Below are 20294 nucleotides of genomic sequence, written 5' to 3'. Positions count from 1 at the left end.
AACGCCGGCCGCCGCATCCCATCGCGATCCTCGATCAGGAAGTCATGTACCAGCAGACCGTAGAGCACGACATCACCATCATCGGCGGCGGATTGGCGGGTGTCAGCGCGGCGATCAGCGCCGCACGCCTGGGCAAGTCCGTCGCACTCGTCGGGAACCGCCCGGTTCTCGGCGGCAACTCGTCGTCCGAGGTGCGTGTGTGGGTCGTCGGAGCGACAGCCCACGGAGTGCAGCGGTTCGCGCGCGAGACGGGCGTGATCGGTGAGCTCTACGTCGAGAACCAGTACCGCAACCCGGACGGCAACCCCATCCACTGGGACGAGGTCGTGCTCGATGCCGTACGTGCCGAGCCGAACATCCGCCTGTTCCTGAACACGGATGTGCGCGACATCGTCATGGGCGAGGCGGATGGTCAACCGGTCGTTCTCAGCGCCCGTGGCTGGACCATGGGCTCCGAGATCGAGACCACCTTCCGAAGTCCGCTCTTCTTCGACTGCACGGGCGACGGATTGATCGGACATCTCGCAGGTGCCGAGTACCGGCTCGGCCGCGAGGCGCGCGATGAATACGGCGAAGAGTGGGCGCCCGAGACGGCCGACCGAGAGTTCCTCGGGTCGACGCTGCTCTTCTACACGAAGGATGCCGGGCATCCTGTGGAGTTCGTGCCGCCGGAGTCGACCAAGGACATCACGCAGACCCCCATCCCGGTGTCCCGTGTGATCCGCAGCGGCGACACCGGCGCCCACTACTGGTGGATCGAGTGGGGCGGCGAGCTCGACATCGTGCACGACAACGAACGGATCAGGGACGAGCTGCGCTCGGTCATCTTCGGCGTCTGGGACTACATCAAGAACTCCGGTGAGTTCGATGCGGACACCCTCGATCTCGAGTGGGTGGGATCCATGCCGGGCAAGCGAGAGTACCGTCGGTTCCTCGGCGATCACGTGCTCACGCAGAACGACATCCTCGACCAGACCGAATTTCCCGACGCGGTGGGCTTCGGTGGATGGTCCATCGACCTTCATCCGGTCGAGGGGATGTACGCGAAGGAGGCGGGCGCCCATCAGCGCTATTCGGACGGCATCTACGGCATCCCGTTCCGCAGCTACTATTCGCGCACCGTCGCGAACTTGATGTTCGCCGGGCGGGACATCTCCGCGTCGCACGTCGCGTTCGGATCCAGCCGGGTCATGGCGACGTGCGCCGTGGGCGGCGAGGCCATCGGGACCGCCGGCGCGCTCGCGCTCGACCTCGGTGTGAGCCCGCGGGAGCTTGCTCGCTCGCACGCCGAGGAGCTGAGGCAGTTGCTGCTGAAGCAGGATGCGTCGGTCTTCGGGGTGCAGAACTCCGACCCGCTCGACAAGGCGCGTGCGGCAACGGTGACGGCGTCGAGCACGCTGCGGGATGTCGATCCGGCCGCAGCGGAGCCCGACGGTGAGACCACCACGATCCCGCTCGACGTCGATCTCGCCCTCGTGGTTCCCGCGGACCCGGTGATCGAGACCGTCCAGGTGCTCGTCAGCGCACCGCTCGACGTCACGCTCCGCGCGGGGTTGTGGACGACGGGCAAACCGCAGAACTGGGTGCCGGTCGTGCTGGAGCGGGAGCTCACCGTGCAGCTGGCAGGAGCGGATGCGCCTCAGTGGGTGCGTATCCCTGTGGAGTGGCGGCCGGCCTGCCCGGGAAACCTGGTGCTGGTGCTCGGCGCTGCGGACGGTGTCGAGCTGCACGCACAGCTCACCCAGGTTCCCGGCGTGCTGGCGCTGCCGCACCGACCGGGTGCCGACGGCGACGCGAACGTGGCGGTCGAACACGCCGAGCCGGTCGTGGCGTGGCCGGCGAGGCCCCTGCGCGGAACGAGCGCCCGCGTTCGTCTGAGTCCTCCGACGGAGGCGTTCGCGCCCGAGAAGGCGGTCGGCGGATACCAGCGGCCCTACGGCGGTCCGCAGCTGTGGGTCTCTCAGCCCGCCGACTTCAGCGAGCCGGAGTGGTTGCGGCTGGACTGGGACGAGGCGCAGCGCATCGAGACCATCGACCTCGTGTTCGACGACGACGTGGATGTCGAGCTCAACACGTTGCACCACCATCGCACGCCCGACCGGATCTTCCCGGAGCTCGCCCGCGACTACGCGATCGACGTGCTGGACGGCGGCAACTGGCGCGAGGTTGTCACCGTGCGCGACAACCGTCGTCGGCATCGTCGCCACGGGATCGGGCCGGTGAGCACGCGGGCGCTGCGGGTGCGCATCCTCGCGACGAACGGCGCCCACCAGGCCAGAGTCGTCTCGCTCCGCTGCTACTGACCTCACCGCGCGGACTCCGCGCACTTCGAGCACCACCGGGCAGAGCGCTCATACGCAACGACGAGTAAGGAGCACCATGAAACACCGCACTTCGCGCGGGCGGCGCACGCGCCTCGCCCTCCTGATCGCCGGCGTGCTGGCCGCAGTGCCGGCGATCGCCCTCTCGGCCGCGCCGGCGGCTGCGGCGTCCGACGATGCCCTCGTCCTCACCACACAGTCGAGCGGCTACACGGAAAGCGGCACGTGGGCGACCGCGCGCGACGCGAGCTACGGCGGCATCCAGCCCCGCTACAGCAGGACGGCAGGTGACACGGCGACCTGGACCACGAGCGTGCCCACCGCCGGCCGCTACATCGTCGCGGTCTACTACCAGAGCTCCACGGACAACGGCAAGCACGTGGGCTACTCCTGGACCGGCCAGACCGGGGAAGCGCTCGACTTCGACCAGAGCCAGGGAGGAGCCGCGTGGACGACGCTCGGCACCGTGCAGATCACCGCGGGGGAGACCTTCGCGTTCACCGTCACGGCCAGCGCGGGTCAGGCTGTCACGAATCCGGCTCTCGGCGCGATCACGCGCGCTGACGCCCTGCGTCTGACGCCGACAGGCCCCGCCTGCGACACTGTCACCACTCCGGCGGCGCCGGTGCGGGCATCCGTGCAGCGATTCCACGGGTACACCCTCAAACAGAGCGGCACCACTGCCGGCATCGAGACAGCGAACTGGGCGGTGAACATCGATCGTGACGGCTTCCGCTACTCCTTCGAGCGCAAGGGCAAGCAGATCGCGGCGGCCAACGCCACCACGGGGCTCGTGCTCGGCCTCAACACGACGGAGCTGTGCAGTGCCGTGTCGGCGGCCGTGAAGTCCGCCGACACCAAAGGCGTGACCCTGTCGGTGCTGTTCTCGAACGGTCGCACGGCGACTGTGCACATCGCAGCCGAGACGAACACCGCCAGGCTCTCGGTCACGCCCGACGACGGTCAGTCCAGCGTCATCCGCGCACAGCTCGCCGGAGGGATGGACCCGGCCTACGGACTCGGCGATCTGGGGGGAACGAACAGCGACCTCAACGTCTACGGGATCAAGAACCTCGACTTCTACGCCCAGACTTCGTCGGCGACGACGAGCATGCGGTTCGTCTCCAACTTCACGGTCTTCCCGGACCGCGGATTCGGCCAGGTCGCGTTCGATGACGGCCATCTCGCCGTGCAGATCGATGACTCGGCGACTCTCCTCGGGGTCACCGGAACGTCGATGGCGAATCTCGACTATTTCTTCGGTGACATGAACACCGTCTACAAGGCCTATTCGGATGCCCGCCACGCTGCCGGCTACCCGGACGCGAAACCTGACTACGACTTCTTCGGCGTCGGCTACGAGTCGTACGGGGCGCTCGCGTACAACACGAACCAGCAGACCATCGAGGCATCAGTGCAGAAGTATCTCGACGAGGGCTATCCGATCAGCTGGGCGGTCACCGGATCCGGTTTCTGGCCGTACGTCGGCGACGCCCAGGGCACGACGTCGAGCTTCGGCATGTGGGGATCGAAGTATCCGGATCCGAATGCCTACAAGGCCTTCTTCTCCGACCGTGGCATCAACCTCATCCTCGGGCTGCGGCAGTCGTTCCCCGCGCTCCCGTCAGCGGGCGGCACCTACGACCCGGCGAAGGACGGCCCGTGGGTGCAGGAGGGCCTCGACAAGGGCTACTTCATCAAGAACGCGGATGGCACCCCGCGCACGTTCTCGACCATCTCATTCCCGAGTGGCCGGGTGTATCTCGTCGATCCCGACAACGCAGCGGCCGTCGACTGGTTCGTGCAGAACGAGAAGCTGTGGGGAGCCCAGGGCTTCAAGGAAGACCACATGTTCGACGCGACGGCGAACGACTTCGCCGACAACGCTCTCGTCAACGCCATCGATGAGGCACTCGTGAAGGCGGGCGAACAGGTCATGGTGCGCAACAGCGCATACTCCGTGCCGGGTTCGATCCTGAGAGAGAACGACACCGACTACAACCAGGGTGCGAAGGATCGGGACCGCACCGTCGTCAACGGCCTGGCCTTCGCGGCCAGCGGTGAGGCGAACTTCTATCCGGACATCGTCGGCGGACGGCCGATGAGCGATCTGGAGACCAACACGGACAAGCAGAAGTACCTCACTCGCAACGCGATGATGGCCGCAGTGTCGCCCGCGATGTCGTTCGGCAACGAGCCGTGGCGGATGAGCGACGAGACCCTGCAGGCCGCCACCGTCAAGGCGGCTCAATGGCACGCCGAGTACCAGCCGTACATCTACTCGGCCGCCGTCGACTCGTGGAGGACGGGCTATCCGTCGACAGCGACGCCGCTGCCCATCGCCTATCCGAACGACACGAACACGTACGATCTCGTGTCCTACAACGCGAAGCAGTATGAGTGGATGATGGGTCCTTCGCTCCTCGTCGCCCCGCTGTACGGCAGCGACACCGGCACCGCCATGTCGCGTGACGTGTACCTGCCGGCCGGTCAGTGGATGGACATCGAGACCGGGGAGCGTTTCATCGGTCCGACCACCCTGCACGACTACGCGCAGCCGTTCGGGAAGGTTCCGGCATTCGTGGGCGGGACGGGCATCCTGGTGCACACCACGGCTGCGGACTCTGCCTCGTCGGCGAAACGGACGTCCGTGTCTGCACAGGTGTTCCCGGTGGCGTCCCGCGGCGCGAAGTACGCCTACACCGCCGCGGACGGATCGACGACCTCCACGATCACCGCCGCGAACACGAAGTGGGATGCCAAGTCGATCGTCGTGCGCGTCGACGGCAAGGGCAAGCCGGTTCCGTTCACCGTGGACAAGAGGACCGGAGCCATCCAGTTCCCGGTCGTTGCGGGGAAGAACTACGTCGTCGCCGATAAGAATGCCGCAGGCAATGGCGGCCACGGCGATCAGGACCACCAGGGTCACCAGATGGGTCACCACCAGGGGAGCAGCCGACTCTAGTCCCTGCCCGTCGAGAGCCGGTCACCGAGCCATCGGTGGCCGGCTCTTCCGTGTCGACCGGCAGCCGTCATCCGCGGGACGAAAACAGCCCCTTGATTTAGTAACACTCTTGGTTTTATATTTTCGACAACGCCGGAATGCGACCCCTCCCCGGCGGACCATGCAACGCACCACATCCCACAACCCAGGAGTTTCAATGAAGAAACGAGCAGTCAAGGTCGCTGTGCTGATCGCCTCCATCAGCACGATCGCTGCGCTGACCGGATGCACGAATTCGGGCACCGGCAACGCGGCGGATCAGAGCAAGGCAGACCCCAAGGCGAAGGTCACCATCACCGTCGGCGACGAGCCGACGGCGGACAAGAAGGCCGATCGTGCCAACTTCCTGAAGCAGGTCGACCAGTTCGAGAAGATGTATCCGAACATCACGGTCAAGCCGACCACGGAGTACTGGCAGGCGCAGTCGTTCCAGGCGAAGCTCGCCGGCGGAACGCTTCCCGACACGATGAACGTGTCGCTTACCTACAGCAAGCAGCTCATCGCCAACGGACAGCTGCCCAACATGACGCCGTACCTGAAGCAGATCGGTCTGCTGCAGGATCTCAACCCGCTCGCGCTGAAGAACGTGCAGGACTCGAAGGGCGACGTCTACACGATTCCGTACGGCCTGTTCTCGGTCGGGATCGCCTACAACCGCAAGATCTTCACCGAGGCGGGTCTCGATCCGAACAAGCCGCCGACGACGTGGGACGAGGTGCGTCAGGATGCCAAGGCCATCCACGACAAGGTGCCGAACGTCGCCGGTTACGCCCAGTTGACGACCAACAACACGGGCGGCTGGATGCTCACCACCATGACCTACAGCATGGGCGGAACCGTCACGGACAAGGCCGGCAAGAAGTCGACGATGGGTGCGCAGACCGAGGAAGCCCTTCAGGCGCTGCACGACATGCGCTGGACCGACGACTCGATGGGCAGCCAGTTCCTGTACAACCAGGACGACATCCGCAAGGCGTTCTCGGCCGGCAAGATCGGCATGGTGCTTCAGGCGCCGGACATCTACAACCAGGCCGTCCACCTCTACGGCATGAATCCGGATGACTTCGGCCAGGGCGCACTTCCGCAGGCCAACGGCACCAACGGAACCCTCACGGGCGGCACGATCGCCATGTTCAACGCGAAGGCCACCCCGAACCAGCTGCTCGCCGCCGCCAAGTGGGTGAAGTTCATGAACTTCCAGCAGTACTTCGACAAGGACCTGGCCATCGCGAACGCCAAGGCGTCGGGGGCAGACGGCTCCGCCGTCGGAACGCCGGGACTGCCGCCGGTGACCCAGAAGGTCTACGACCGGTACATGGGCTGGATCAAGGACCAGATCAACGTGCCGCTCGACCAGTTCAAGGGATACACCGCATCGACGCTTCCGCTCATCCCCGAGCCGGCGGACGCGCAAGACACCTACGCAACGCTCGATCCCGTGGTGCAGAAGGTGCTGACGGACCAGAACGCCGACATCAAGTCGCTGGTCTCCACCGCCGCCACGACCATCAACCGGACGCTCGCGCAGCAGCGCTGAGCCAGTGCGGGTGGGCGGGCCCGGTCGCACCGGCCCGCCCACCCGCACGGTTACGGACGAAACAATGTCTCGAACTGTCCCTGTCACTGTCCCGCGGCTCAAGCCGCAACGCGGCCGCGGAGTCATGCGCTGGTACCGCTCAGGCGGGCTGACCGCCGTGCTCTTCGCGATCCCGGTGGTGCTGATCTTCCTGTACTTCAGCTGGGGCCCCGTCGTGCGCGGCGTGCTCATGAGCGTGGAGAAGACCAACCTCGTCGGGCCGGCGCTCTGGGTCGGGCTGAACAACTTCACGTATGTGCTCACCGATCCAGGCCTGCCGCAGGCCGCGCTCAACACCGCGTACTACGCCCTGCTCGGGCTGGTCTTCGGCTTCCCGGTGCCCATCCTGATCGCCGTGTTCGTCAATGAGCTGCGGCGCTTCGGATGGATGTACAACCTGCTCGCCTACCTGCCGGCGGTCGTGCCGCCGGTGGCCGGCATCCTGCTCTGGAAGTTCTTCTACGACCCGTCGAGCGACGGCATCTTCAACAGCATGCTCGGATGGGTCGGCCTCGGGCCGTATCCGTGGCTGAACTCCGAGGCCATGGCCATGCCGTCGCTGGTGCTCTACACGACGTGGGCCGGCGCCGGAGCGACCGCCATCATCTACATCGCGGCGATCGGCGGCATCAGCTCCGAACTGTACGAAGCCGCCGAGATCGACGGCGCCGGCATCTGGTCGCGCTTGTGGCACATCACGATTCCGCAGCTGCGCGGCGTGATCTTCATCATGATGCTGCTGCAGCTGATCGGCACGTTCCAGCTGTTCACCGAGCCGTTCCTCTTCACAGGGGGCGGACCGAACAACGCCACGCAGACGATCATGCTCAAGATCTACAACTACGCGTTCGTCAACGGCGACTACGGCGCGGCCACAGCCCTCAGCGTGATCCTCGCGCTCTTCCTGTGCGTGCTCTCGATCGTCTACCACTTCATCACCAAGCGTTGGAGCCCGTCATGAGTGCAGCAGGTCAGAGCATCGTCATCGCGCCGGCCGAACTGGAGACGATCGAAGCGGATGCGCCGCGCAGGCGCCGCCGTCGGCAGCAGGAGGTCAAGGAACGCGGGGCCATCTCGTCCGCCGACCGCAAGCGTCCGGTCGTGATCGTGAGCATGTGGATCCTGCAGATCGTGATGTTCATCGGCCTGCTCGTCGCGGGACTGGGGCCGATCGCGTGGTCCGCGCGGGCATCCGTTTCGAACAGCCAGGCCATCATCAGCAACCCGATGGGCATCTGGACGACACCGCTGCAGTGGAGCAACATTCCGCTGGCGTGGAACGGCGCGCAGATCGGCGCATCCCTCGGCAACACGGTAGTGGTCGCGGTGGGCTGCACGGTCGCGACGCTGTTCGTCAGCGCGACGGCCGCCTACCTGCTCAGCGTGCTGCGCCCGAAGTGGAGCCCGATCCTCTCCGGGGCGATCCTCGCCACGCTGTTCCTGCCCGGCGTGATCAGCCTGGTGCCGCTGTACCTGACCATCCTCAACATGCCGGTGCTGAACGTGAGTCTCCTCAACACCTTTTGGGGGGTCTGGCTTCCGGCGGGCGCGAGTGCGTTCAATGTGGTTGTGCTGAAGCGGTTCTTCGACTCGATCCCGCGCGAGCTGATCGAGGCGGCGCGGATCGACGGTGCGAGCGCCATCCGCGTGTTCACGACGGTGGTGATCCCGCTGTCGCGGCCGATCCTCGGCGTGGTGACGCTGCTCACGATCATCGCGTCGTGGAAGGACTACCTCTGGCCGATGCTGGTGCTGACGAATCCGAATCTGCAGCCGGTGTCGGTGACGCTGGGCAACTTCGGCAACGGCACGACACTGCCGTTCGCGGTGCAGATGGCTGCCGTGTTCCTGACGATCATCATTCCCGTGGTGCTGTTCGTCATCTTCCAGAAGCAGTTCCTGCGCGGGGTCAGTTCGGCGGGGGGACTCAAGGGATGACGACGATCGACGGTAAGCGGATCCTCGTCACGGGTGCCGCCGGCCGGATCGGGCGTGTGGCGACAGCGCACTTGGCTGAGCGTGGGGCGCTCGTCACCGCGTTGTGCCAGCCCGGACAGCAGGTCGACGGCGTCGACCGCGTGGTGTACGGCGACACCCGATCCGAGGAGGACGTCGCTGCCGCCCTCGATGGGGTCGAGCTCGTCGTGCACCTCGCGGCACTCGCGCACAGGGACGCCGGAACACCGTACGACGTGTACACGACGAACGTGGTGTCCACGTTCAACGTGCTCACGCAGGCGGCGAAGCGGGGTGTCCGCAGGGCCGTCGTCGCGGGCAGCATCAACCGGTACGGCCTGCCGCAGGGCATCGATCCCGATGCGCGGCCCGCGTACTTCCCGATCGACACGGACATCCCTGCCGACGTCTCCGATTGGTACTCGTTGTCGAAGCTCAACGACGAGAACACGTCCCGCATGGTGTGGCGGCGCTGGGGTGTCGACATCGTCACGCTGCGGTTCCCGCACGTGAACACGATGGCGGCCATCCGTGACCAATCCGACTCGCTCGCGGCCGATCCGCGGCCCGGCGTCACTGAAGCGTGGGCGTATCTCGACGTGAGGGACGCCGCGCGCGCCATCGAGCTCGGCCTGAGGACGGATGCCGGCGGCGCGAACGCGTTCTACCTCGCCGCACCAACCACGAGCATCCCGTACCGCACCGAGGACGTGCTGGATGCGCTCGCACCTGGCGTGCCCCGGCACAAGCGCTTCGTCGAGCGCGAGGTGCCGATGGACCTCACCGACGCGGAACGCATCATCGGATTCCGCGCCGAGCACACGCTCGACCTGGAGCCGCGGGAGCTGCCGATGCTCGCCGGCTGAACGCATCCGCCGAATCCCAGGCACGCCCATCGGGCGCGAGAACGAACGCCACAACACGAGAAAGCACCCATGAACACCTTCGACAACCCCTGGCGTCCGCGCACCGACCTGCGCATCACGTCCGTTCGGGCGATCGTCACCGCGCCGGAGGGCACGGCCCTCGTGGTCGTGCGGATCGACACGAACGAGCCCGGTCTGTACGGCCTCGGCTGTGCCACCTTCACGCAGCGCTGGATGGCGGTGCGCTCGTTCATCGACGATCACGTCGCCCGGCTGCTCATCGGGCGGTATCCCGGCGACATCGGCGATCTGACCCGTCTCATCGGATTCACCGGATACTGGCGCGGCGGTCCCGTCACGAACAACGCCATCTCGGGTGTGGACCAGGCGCTGTGGGACATCGCGGGCAAGCGCGCAGGCATGCCAGTGCACGAGCTGCTCGGCGGCAAGGTGCGCGCCGCAGCCGACACGTATCTCCATGCGGACGGACGCACGATCGACGAAGCGCTCGAGTCGGCCGAGCGCCTGATCGAGCGCGGGCAACGGTACGTGCGGCTGCAGATGTCGACGCCGGGCGGCGGCGGGTACGGAGCCCCTGCGATCCCGACCGAGTATCCGGATGCCCCCTACCGCAACGGCTGGAGCGCCCGCGACTACCTGCGCCGCACCCCGGCCCTGTTCGAGGCGGCACGCGACCGGCTGCCGGACAGCATCGAGCTGCTGCACGACGTGCACTCGCGGCTCACGCCGAAGGATGCCGTGTGGCTCGCCCGCGCACTCGAGCCGTATCGCCTCTTCTTCCTCGAGGACGTTCTGCCGCCCGAGCACTGGGACCGGCTGCCGGAGGTGCGTGCCGCCAGCCCTGTGCCGATAGCGGTCGGTGAGCTCACGACCTCGTTCCAGGACGCCGCGCGGCTCATCCAGAACAAGGGCGTGGACCTCATCCGCTGCCACGTCTCCGACATCGGCGGGCTCACCGCAGGACGAAAGCTGGCGGATCTCGCCGAAGCGAACGGCATCCGCACCGCCTGGCACGGCCCAGGGGACACGTCGCCGATCGGCGCGGCAGCGAATGTGGCGCTCGACGTGGTGTCGCCGGCGTTCGGCATCCAGGAGGGGCACGTCTACAACGAGGCAACGCACGAGGTGTTCCCGGGTACTCTTCGTATCGAGGACGGCTGGCTGACGCCCAACGATGCACCGGGGTGGGGTATCGACATCGACGAGACTGCGGCGGCCCGTTTCCCGGCCGAACTCTCGGGGCACGACGCCTGGGCGGCGGGGGTGCGCCGACCGGATGGCGCGCTGGAGGCCCCATGACACACGTGAGCGACGGGCCCGTCGCCGGGCACCGCCCGACGTCGCCGTTGGTGAGACCGCGCAAGGCCGATCGGCGGGTGCAAAGCGGTGCGAACCAATACGACCTCGGATCCTTCAACGAGGCGACGATCATCGAGACCATCAGGCAGGCGGGCGTCATCAGCCGCACCGAGGTCGCGGAGCGTACGGGACTCACACAGCAGTCGGTGTCGCGCATCCTCAGGGTGCTGCTCGACCGCGGCCTCGTCGTGGAGGGCGAGCAGGTGCGCACCGAGCAGGTGGGCAAGCCGCGCACGACGGTGCGACTTCGCGCCGAAGCCGCACACGCCGCCGGCGTGCTCGTCGACCCCACGTCGCTGACCTTCGTGCTTTCCGACCTCGACGGCGGGTTGGTCGACCACCGGGTGCTCGACCTCGGCGCCGACGTCTCTCCCGACGAGCTGGTCGCCCTCATCGGCGACAGCATCGACGACATGGTGGATGCCTCGGGCATCGAGCCCGAGTCGTTCCTCGGCGTCGGCGTGGCGACGCCGGGCCCGATCACGCCCGACGGGTCGCTGCTCGAGCTGCCGCTGTCGCGCTCCTGGCGCAATGTGCCACTGCGCGACATGCTCGAAACGCGGCTCGGGTGCCCCGTGATCGTGCAGAAGGACGGCGAGGCGGCAGCGGTGGGCGAGCGCTGGGTCGGTCGCACGAAGCGCTCCGGCGACTTCGTGTTCCTGTACTTCGGCACGGGCATCGGATCCGGGCTCGTGCTCAACGGCGACGTCTACCGCGGCATCAGCTCGAACGCCGGCGAGTTCGGCCAGCTGTGCGCCATCCGGGTCGGGCGCACCGACGACGCGGGGCGTCCCGTGCTGGTGCGCGAATGCAATCCGACCGCGGCACTGCCGGAGATCGCGAAGGAGCTCGGATACGCGGGGCAGGCGACCACCTACCGGGAGCTGTGCGAAGAGGTGGGAAAGGGAGAAGAGCACGCGGTGGCGGCGGCGGAGCAGATCGCGTCCGTGATCGCGCAGGGCGCCGTTGCTCTCATCGACCTGCTCGACCTGCCGCTCATGGTCATCGGCGGGCCGGTGTTCGAACCCGAGCTCCAGGAGCTCGTGGTGTCCGAGATCTCGCGCGAGGTCAACGCCGTGCCCACCGCTCACTCCGCGCGCAAGGTGCGCGTCGAGCGCTCCGTGCTCCAAGGCGAGGCGGGCGCCCTCGGCGCGGCGTCCTCCATCTTCCACAACACGTTCGCCCCGCGCATGGGCCGCATGCAGAGGTCGATGGCCCTATGACTCACACCGCCCCCGCAACTGCGCCGGCGGATGCACCTGAACAGGACCTCCTGACCATCGGATCGGACGCGCTCGCCGTGCGCGTCGACCCGCTGGGCGCACGCATCGGCTCCATCGTCGACCGACGCACGTCGACCGAGTTCCTCCTCGTCACCCCGTGGGCCGACGAGGTGTGGGATCCGGTGCCGCTGTCGCAGGGATCCAGCGTGGAGTGGCATCGCCGGTACCCAGGCGGATGGCACACACTCGTGCCGCACTCGGGCGACGAGCGCACGGTGGGCGGGATGGAGCATCCGTTCCACGGCGAGGCATCGTGGCGCACCTGGCGTCTGGTGGATGCCGATCCGTCGTCGTGCACGCACGAGGTCGTGCTGCGCACGGTGCCGCTGCGCGTGCGGCGCAGCGTGCGGATCGACGGCGGAACGGTACGCGTGACGCAGACGGTGACCAACCTGTCGCCGGAAGCGGTCTCGTTCACGTGGACGGAGCATCCGGCGCTCGGCCCTGCGGTCGTCGGGCCTCGGTCGCGCGTCACGGTGTGCGGGGAGGACGTCGGCGTGCAGTTCCCGCGCGACGAAGGCGGAGTGGGCGGATTCCGCAGCATCCACGTCGCGGGCGCCGGTGATGCCGAGGTCACCGATCCCGACACGGGCGCCTTCGCGCGCCTCACGTGGGACGTTGCCCTCCTGCCGCACCTGCACGTGTGGCAGGAGCACCACGCCACGGACGGATTCCCCTGGTGGCGCACCGTGAACACCATCGCGCTCGAGCCTGCGTCGCGTCCCTACTGGCCGGAGGACGACCGGCTCGGACCCGTCGTGGTCGACGGCGGTGGGCGTGTCACGGGTGAGTTCGCGCTCGAGGTGGGGTTCGTCACAGCGGTGTGAGCGTGGACCCAGTGAGCCTGATGGAAGGCAGAACCTTCCAGCCGTGGGAAGGGGGCGAGGGCAAGGCGCTCGCCGCCTGGGACAGCGCTCGCGCTGCCCTGGGGATGCCGGTCGGCGTGCCGCCGGCGAGCCTCGGCGAGGCTCGGCCCGAGGTGACGGCACCGGCGGCTGTGCGGCAGGACGGATCCACCGACTACTTCGCGACCAGCCTTCCGGAATCGCTCCTCTTCGTACGAGAGAGCGGGGAATGACAGCTCGGCTCCTGTTGTCCGCAGGAGGGGCGGGCGCCGTCGTGCTCGCGCCTCTCGGTGGCCGACGGATCCGACGCAGGATGAGACCGCGCCGTCACGCGCCGCCGGTCAGCTGAACGGAAGCCGTCGCCCGAATCGGTCGTTCGTGTCGAGCCATTCCACGGCCTCGCGTGTGGCGGCGAGCGAGGTGTACGCGGGAGTGTACCCGAGCATCCGCCTGGCCTTTCCGTCGCTCATCGCCTGACTTCGGGAGACGTGCTCGGTGGTCGTCAACGCGTTCTCGGGCCCGACCGCGCTGGCATATTCCGCCAACGGCATGTACTCGAGCTCTGCGTCGCGTCCGAACCATCCCGCGGCAGCTCGCGCGAAACCGCGCAGCGTGAGTGCGCGCGGAGACACGGCGAAGAACGCCTGCCCAGCCGCGGCATCCGGCTGCTCCACCGCGAGCTGGAACAGCTGGGCGACGTCGTCGGCATGAACATGATGGAGGATGCCGAGTCCCTGATCCGGGAGCACGAGGACCTCCCCGAACGCGAGGCTCTCCCACACCGCAGGATCCAGATTGCCCGCCGGATTGATGACGTGCCATCCGGGTCCGGAGATGTGGCCGGGATCGATCACCACGGCCGGAACGCCCCCGGGGCGAGACGACTGGTCGAGAAGATACGCCTCGAGCTGTGCCTTGCCGGATCCGTACTCGCCCCAGCCGTCGAGCGGGGACTCCTCCGTGCCCGGTACCTCGGTGAGCGTGCCGCGCGACCAGATGGATCCGCAGCTGACGAGCAAGCCGATGCGTCCGCGGACGGCGTCGACCAGCTGCTCGGCCGATGACCGCGTGAAGCAGATCATGTCGATGACCGCGTCGGGCTCGAGCGCTGCGATGCGATCACCGGTCGTTCCCGCGGCATCCTCGGCACTTCGGTCGAACTCCACCCGCTCGACGGACGCCCAGGCTGCGTCCTCGCGATACGGCTCGCGCAGGCCGCGCGACAGCGCGACCACCTCGTGGCCTGCCCGCACCAGACGAGGCACGAGATAGCCGCCGACGTGTCCCGTCGCACCGATGACCACGATCCTCATGGCGAACCCTCCCCGAAGTCATCATGCCCGCATGGTCATCATCCTCGAGCGAGCGCGGCGATCGCGGTCACGCTGCGGTGGTCTCCCACCGGATCTCGCCGCCGCCGACGACCTGGAGTGCGTCGAGCTCGGCCACGGTGTCCGGGTCGAGCACGAGGTCGCCGGCGGCGACGTTCTCCTCGAGATGGGCGGCATCCGAGGTCCCGGGGATGATCAGCGCGTTCGGCGTGCGCTGCAGCAGCCAGGCCAGGCCGACCTGCGACGGTGTCGCACCGAGTCTCCGAGCCGCCGTCTGCACGGCTGGCTGCTCGACCACCTTGGCGTGCCCTGGAAAGCCGCTGCCGAGCGGGAAGAACGGAACCCAGGCGATCCCGTGCTCCGCCGTGAGGCGCATCATGTCCTCGAAGGTGCGGTCGACCACGCTGTGCGCGTTCTGCACGGCCGCGATTCCGGCGGGAATCGCGCGTCGCAGGGTGTCGATCATGACGGCGCTGATGCCGATGGAGCGGATGACGCCCTCATCGCGCAGCGCGACCATGGTCTCCAGCTGGTCGTCGAGCGGCACATCCTGGTCGCCCTCCGGCTGGATGCCGGGACGCACCTCGAGCCGGCGCAGATACACGAGGTCGAGGTGGTCGACGCCCAGTGTGCGCAGGTTGTCCTCGACGTTCGCGCGCAGCTGCTCCGGCCGTTGCGCCGGCCGAAGCGGAATCGGACCCTGCGGGTTGCTCTCTGCACCCACCTTCGTGGCGACGATCACGCGGTCGCGACCGTCGGCATCCAGGCTCCCCACGACCTGCCGGATGACGTCGTTCACGAAGGATGCGCCGTAGAAGTCGGCCGTATCGAGGTGGTTCACACCGAGGTCGAGAGCGTGACGCAAGACGGATGCCGCCACCTCCGGCCGTGCGGAATGCCGCTCGAGCTGCATGGCGCCGTATCCCACGCGCGCGACGTCTCTGCCGGCGAGGCGATACGCGCCGCCCGGCACGGGCTGAGCAGACGGGGTGGGAGCGGCAGACCGGGCGGAGTCGGATGACGAGGAAGAAGGAACGGATGACGAAGAAGCGACGGACATGATGCCTCCGAAGGCGGTGAACGATGAATCGACTGGTCGGCGGCAACGTGCGGCGATGGCCGTACGTTGCGCCCTGCCATAGGATGGGAGACGAAGCGGAGGAGTCTCCGATTACAACAACGAGCGTAACGGAGGGTCCTCCGGATGTCCAGTGTCAACCGCGCAACGCGCACTCCGGCACGCCCCAACGAGGCATCCGCAGCGCCCGCGCCTGAGGCATCCGCAGCGCAGAAGCCCGTGAGGCTGCGGGCCGACGCAGCACGCAACCGCGCCCTGCTCCTCGCCGCCGCGCGCGACGCCTTCGACGAAACGGATGACGACACCAGCGTCTCGCTCGAGGCCATCGCCCGATCCGCCGGAGTCGGCATAGGCACGCTGTACCGCAACTTCCCGACCCGCGAGTCGCTCGTCGAGGCCCTCTACCGCAGCGAGCTGGATGACGTGGTCGCCAGCGCCGACGACCTCCTCGCCGGTCGCACCGCATTCGAGGCGCTCCGGCTGTGGATGGACCGCTACACGCGCTTCGTCGCCACGAAGCAGGGCATGACGAACGCGCTCCGGGCGGCATGGTCGTCGGGCGCCCTGCGGATGAACGAGACGCGCGAACGCATCAGCGCCACGGTCGGCCGGATGCTCGCCGCCGGAGCCGCGGACGGCAGCATCCGCCCCGACGTCGAGGCCTCCGACGCGACGGACATGCTCGTCGGCGTCTTCGTCGCCACGGGCGACGCCAAGGACACGGAGCGCGTCGGCCGGCTGCTCGACCTGCTGATGGACGGCCTCCGCCCGCGGCGGCACTCGTAGAGTCGACCCGCTCTACTTCTCGCGAGTGAGCCTCACGGTCGTGGTGGTGTCGAGCGCAGCGACCGGATAACGGATCACTCCGTTGTCATAGGTGAAGACCTTGGTGGGGTCCGAGGAGGCCAGCAGCGAGTTCTCGGTCTTGGACGTGTCGTTGTTCGACGTCCACGTGAAGGTGTTCGTTGCGGTGTCGGGAGGGGTGACTGATCCCGCCCAGTACAGCGAGGTGGTGGTGCCGCCGCCGGTGACCCAGGAGACCACGATCGTGTCGCCGGTGATCGTGGCGGCCTGCCACGAGTCGGTCGAGTTGGAGTTGCTCTGCTTCCAGTCGCCGTCCAAGCTCACGAGTGTCGGGGCCGGGGTGGGGGTGGTCGTGCGCTTGAACGAGTCCGCTTCCGGGCTTCCCGACGCGGTGGATCCGCTGCCGCCCGAGCATGCAGCGAGGGCGATGCTCAGCGCGAGCGCGGCTCCGACCACGACTGAGCCACGCAGAAGCTTTGCCATGGACTCACCGTATCCAGCCGGGCAGCCCACCCTGTGCCTCAGGCCACCCCCAACACAGGTGCCCCGGGCACGGGGATTCCAGCGCTCACTCCTCTGTCAGCGCCTCCAACTCGGCGCGGAGACTCGCGATCTCGATGTCGCGATCGATCGGGTCGAGCTGCGGCACGGCATCCGGGGTGTACTGCAGGGCGTGGTCGACGAGTGAGCTGCTGACCTCGTGCCAGGCATCCCGTCGCGCCTGTTCGATGAGCCCGAGCAGGAAATCCTCTTCGCGGGCCTTCTGGCGATAGGCGCTGGCCGCGTCGGTGGCCACCATGAGCCGATGCCGCACGTTGTCCTCGTCGCCGCGACGGTAGTCGTGCACGTGCTCGGCTCTGCCGGGGCGGCCGATCGAGTACGCCAATTCCTCGGTGAGTCGGTCTGAGACGGCCTGCGATTCGTCGGCGAGCTCCTCGAATGCTTCGGATGCCAACGGCAGATATGCCTTCTCGTCGTACGCGCGTGGCGACACCACCGCATCCACGGCGATGGCGTTCTTCAGCCGGAGCCGCACCGCGTATTCCGCGATCATCACACCCTCGAGCACCGACTGTTCGACTGTCGCCTGCGGCTGCACGACGATCGCGTCGTCGTCGTAGGGCTTGAGGATGCGCCGCTTGCGCCAGCGATCGAACCACGCCACGGCTGCTCCCTCCACCGACACAGATTCCACTGGATCCCACCGACATGGACCCGACGCACGCCGCTTCGACTCCGTGCTCCGGCGCCGATCGATCCGACCCTTAAGGCTACCGGCGGAGCGCTGATCGCAGGCGGCCGATAACGTGGACCGGATGGGGGAGCACATGTCCATCGAGCGAGACATCGAACTGCCGAGCGGCAGAGTCGTCAGGACGTTCGACACGGGTCCGAATGCCGACCGGCTCACCATCGTCTGGCACCACGGAACGCCGCAGACCGGAAGCATCCTGCCGCCGATCGCCGATGCGGCGGCCGCACGCGGCATCCGGGTGGTCTCGTGCGCTCGGGCCGGGTATCCGGGAACCACCGTCTGGCCGGGCAGGACGGTCGCGGATGCCGCATCCGACGTCGTCGCGGTCGCCTCCGTGCTCGGCCTGGAGACGTACGCGGCGCTGGGTGCGTCGGGCGGCGGTCCGCACGCGCTCGCGTGCGCGGCCCTCGATCCCGATCACGTGGTCGGCGTCGTCTCCTTCGCAGGCATCGCGCCGTTCGTCGACGACTATCCCTGGTTCGATGGCATGGCCTCGCCTGGCGGACTCTCCTCTGCGCTCTCCGGCGGACGCGACGCCCGCAGGAGGCACGGTGAGACCGCCGAGTTCGACGAATCGATCTTCGTCGACGTCGACTGGGCGGCTCTCGAGAGCGACTGGGCATCACTCGGCGCAGACGCCAACCTCGCATCGCAGCTGGCGACCGCCGACGGTGGGATGCCATGGGGCGAGATCGACGACGACGTCGCCTTCACCACTCCGTGGGGCTTCGAGCTCTCCGAGATCGGATGCCCCACTCTCGTCGTGCAGGGCGGTCGCGACCGCGTGATCCCGCGTCCGCAGGGCGAGTGGCTGGTGGAGCACCTTCCCCCGGCGCAGTTCTGGCTGCGCCCGAACGACGGCCATGTCGCGGTCCTGAACGCCCTGCCCGTCGCACTCGACTGGCTGCTGGACGCCACGGGACGCTGACGGCGTGGACGCCGATGAGGGGCGGCACCGAGGGGCGACGAGCCGCGAGCATAGGATCTCGCTCACACCATTCGTCCAGCTTTCGCAGGCTTTCACCGAACTACGGTGGTTAGCCTCGTAAGAGGGCCACAGCACTTCTCCGGCCCGTCGCCCCAACCAGAGACCACATTCACAGGCCGCAGAACGCGCGGCAACGAGCCCTTCTCGGGTTCGGCCCGATGGCCACGGACGAAATGAGAGGCGGTGCGCATGACGGATCACGGCACCCGAAACAGCCGCGCTGCCGCGCGCGCCGAGCGATCGACGGGCGGCATCGCCCGTCACGGACGCCTGCGCTCGCGTCCGTGGGCGACGTTCGGCAAGGTGGTCGCATCCGTCGCAGTGGTCGCCGTCGTCAGCGTGCTCGGCATCGCGGGCGTCGCCGCCGCGAACCTGGTCACCGACTCGAAGAAGTCGGTGCACCTCGTGGGCGAGAAGGCGGGCGAGGTTCCCGACATCGGCGCGATCGACGGCGGCGTGAACATCCTCATCGCCGCGACGGATACCCGCTCCGGCCAGGGCGGACAGTACGGCACCACGGATGACAGCGAGGGTGCCGGACTCAACGACGTGACGATGCTGCTGCACCTCTCGCAGGACCACACGCACGCCGAGGTGATCAGCTTCCCGCGCGACCTCATGCTCCAGTTCCCCAAGTGCCCTGACGGCAACGGCGGTTGGAACAGCGCCATGTCGAAGGCGCAGCTCAACTCGTCGCTGTCCGACGGCGGTCTCGCCTGCACCGTTCTCGTCATCGAGCAGCTGACCGGGCTGAAGATCCCGTTCGCCGGACTCATCTCGTTCGACGGCGTTGTGGCCATGTCGAACGCCGTCGGAGGCGTGCAGGTGTGCATCGGCGGGGACGGCATCCACGATCCCGACACCGAGCTCGACCTGCCGGCAGGCAACGTGACGCTGCAGGGAGTCGAGGCCACGCAGTTCCTGCGAACGCGCCACGGCGTCGGGGACGGATCCGATCTGTCCCGCATCAGCAACCAGCAGGTCTTCCTGTCGTCGCTGGTGCGCACGGTGATGAGCGACGGCACGATCACCAATCCGGTGAAGCTGTGGGGGCTGGCGAAGGCTGCGACGAGCAACATCCAGCTCTCCGACAGCCTCAACAACGTCACGACGCTCTACCAGATCGCCCTGGCGATGAAGAGCCTCAGCTGGGGCAACATCAGCTTCATCCAGTACCCGGTGGTCGACGATCCTGACGACAGCAACCGCGTCGTCCCGGACGAGGACTCGGCCCAGACCCTGATGGACGCGCTGAGCAACGACCAACCACTCGCGATCACGGGCGGAACGGGCGACGGATCCGTCACCTCAACGGACCAGCCGGCGCAGCAGCCGAGCTCCACGCCATCAGCCGACGCGAAGAAGTCGGGTAAGAGCAAGAGTTCCGGGTCGAGCGCGTCGAGCTCCGCGACCCCGACCGACACGTCGACGCCCGTTCAACTGGGTGACAACGTGCACGGTCAGACCGCAGCGACCCAGACCTGCTCCAACGGCAGCTAGGGGTACCTGTACCGACCTCAACCGCGCCAGCGCACCCCCACCCACACCATCCGCAACCGCGCCATTTGCGCACTATTGCGCCGTCGAGGCTGGCGCGGCAGTGCGCA

The 20294-nt window shown here is 67.7% G+C and carries 17 protein-coding genes; 13 read left to right on the top strand and 4 right to left on the bottom strand.

The window, feature by feature from the left end:
• Positions 1 to 44: 44 nt before the first annotated feature.
• The 10 genes from ACX9R5_RS01320 (at position 45) to ACX9R5_RS01275 (ending at position 13464) form a co-directional block, all read left to right on the top strand.
• Complete coding sequence (locus ACX9R5_RS01320; RefSeq protein WP_459407208.1) at positions 45 to 2303, top strand: FAD-dependent oxidoreductase; 2259 nt, start codon at positions 45 to 47, stop codon at positions 2301 to 2303.
• A 76-nt stretch (positions 2304 to 2379) separates the two neighbouring features.
• A complete protein-coding gene (locus ACX9R5_RS01315; protein WP_459407207.1) occupies positions 2380 to 5286 on the top strand; it encodes a golvesin C-terminal-like domain-containing protein in 2907 nt (968 codons plus the stop codon).
• Positions 5287 to 5482: 196 nt separating this feature from the next.
• Entirely contained in the window at positions 5483 to 6862 is a 1380-nt protein-coding gene (locus ACX9R5_RS01310) for an extracellular solute-binding protein (protein WP_459407206.1), read from the top strand.
• 64 nt (positions 6863 to 6926) lie between these two features.
• Entirely contained in the window at positions 6927 to 7862 is a 936-nt protein-coding gene (locus ACX9R5_RS01305; RefSeq protein ID WP_459407205.1) for a carbohydrate ABC transporter permease, read from the top strand.
• Positions 7859 to 8839 (top strand): carbohydrate ABC transporter permease, encoded by a 981-nt coding sequence (locus ACX9R5_RS01300; RefSeq protein ID WP_459407204.1) that lies wholly within the window; start codon positions 7859 to 7861, stop codon positions 8837 to 8839. Before ACX9R5_RS01305 ends, ACX9R5_RS01300 begins: the two co-directional genes overlap by 4 nt.
• The gene (locus ACX9R5_RS01295; RefSeq protein ID WP_459407203.1) at positions 8836 to 9723 is read left to right on the top strand and encodes an NAD-dependent epimerase/dehydratase family protein; all 888 of its coding nucleotides are present in this window, start codon (positions 8836 to 8838) and stop codon (positions 9721 to 9723) included. The genes ACX9R5_RS01300 and ACX9R5_RS01295 overlap by 4 nt, the downstream gene beginning before the upstream one ends.
• A 69-nt stretch (positions 9724 to 9792) precedes the next feature.
• Entirely contained in the window at positions 9793 to 11043 is a 1251-nt protein-coding gene (locus ACX9R5_RS01290) for an enolase C-terminal domain-like protein (protein WP_459407202.1), read from the top strand.
• Positions 11040 to 12326, top strand: coding sequence for an ROK family transcriptional regulator (locus ACX9R5_RS01285; RefSeq protein WP_459407201.1), 1287 nt, complete (start codon positions 11040 to 11042; stop codon positions 12324 to 12326). The genes ACX9R5_RS01290 and ACX9R5_RS01285 overlap by 4 nt, the downstream gene beginning before the upstream one ends.
• On the top strand, positions 12323 to 13213 hold the full coding sequence (locus ACX9R5_RS01280) for a hypothetical protein (RefSeq protein ID WP_459407200.1): 891 nt from the start codon (positions 12323 to 12325) through the stop codon (positions 13211 to 13213). Before ACX9R5_RS01285 ends, ACX9R5_RS01280 begins: the two co-directional genes overlap by 4 nt.
• Positions 13214 to 13224: 11 nt before the next feature.
• The gene (locus ACX9R5_RS01275; RefSeq protein ID WP_459407199.1) at positions 13225 to 13464 is read left to right on the top strand and encodes a hypothetical protein; all 240 of its coding nucleotides are present in this window, start codon (positions 13225 to 13227) and stop codon (positions 13462 to 13464) included.
• 108 nt (positions 13465 to 13572) lie between these two features.
• On the opposite strand, the gene ACX9R5_RS01270 is transcribed toward ACX9R5_RS01275, so the two are convergent.
• Both ACX9R5_RS01270 and ACX9R5_RS01265 read right to left on the bottom strand, forming a co-directional pair.
• Positions 13573 to 14544 (bottom strand): NAD-dependent epimerase/dehydratase family protein, encoded by a 972-nt coding sequence (locus ACX9R5_RS01270; RefSeq protein ID WP_459407198.1) that lies wholly within the window; start codon positions 14542 to 14544, stop codon positions 13573 to 13575.
• Positions 14545 to 14611: 67 nt separating this feature from the next.
• Positions 14612 to 15622, bottom strand: a complete 1011-nt coding sequence (locus ACX9R5_RS01265; protein ID WP_459407197.1) for an aldo/keto reductase — start codon at positions 15620 to 15622, stop codon at positions 14612 to 14614.
• A gap of 144 nt (positions 15623 to 15766) precedes the next feature.
• Here ACX9R5_RS01265 and ACX9R5_RS01260 point away from each other — a divergent pair, with 144 nt between their 5' ends.
• On the top strand, positions 15767 to 16426 hold the full coding sequence (locus ACX9R5_RS01260) for a TetR/AcrR family transcriptional regulator (protein WP_459407196.1): 660 nt from the start codon (positions 15767 to 15769) through the stop codon (positions 16424 to 16426).
• 12 nt (positions 16427 to 16438) lie between these two features.
• Here ACX9R5_RS01260 and ACX9R5_RS01255 read toward each other — a convergent pair whose 3' ends face one another.
• A complete protein-coding gene (locus tag ACX9R5_RS01255; protein ID WP_459407195.1) occupies positions 16439 to 16927 on the bottom strand; it encodes a hypothetical protein in 489 nt (162 codons plus the stop codon).
• An 85-nt stretch (positions 16928 to 17012) separates the two neighbouring features.
• A complete protein-coding gene (locus tag ACX9R5_RS01250; RefSeq protein ID WP_459407194.1) occupies positions 17013 to 17609 on the bottom strand; it encodes a hypothetical protein in 597 nt (198 codons plus the stop codon).
• A gap of 163 nt (positions 17610 to 17772) precedes the next feature.
• Between ACX9R5_RS01250 and ACX9R5_RS01245 the strand changes: the two genes are divergently transcribed.
• On the top strand, positions 17773 to 18627 hold the full coding sequence (locus tag ACX9R5_RS01245; protein ID WP_459407193.1) for an alpha/beta fold hydrolase: 855 nt from the start codon (positions 17773 to 17775) through the stop codon (positions 18625 to 18627).
• Positions 18628 to 18876: 249 nt separating this feature from the next.
• On the top strand, positions 18877 to 20187 hold the full coding sequence (locus ACX9R5_RS01240) for an LCP family protein (protein WP_459407192.1): 1311 nt from the start codon (positions 18877 to 18879) through the stop codon (positions 20185 to 20187).
• The last annotated feature ends 107 nt before the right edge of the window (positions 20188 to 20294 follow it).

It is taken from the genome of Rathayibacter sp. CAU 1779, assembly GCF_054551755.1.
This window is presented reverse-complemented; position numbering and strand designations above follow the sequence as displayed.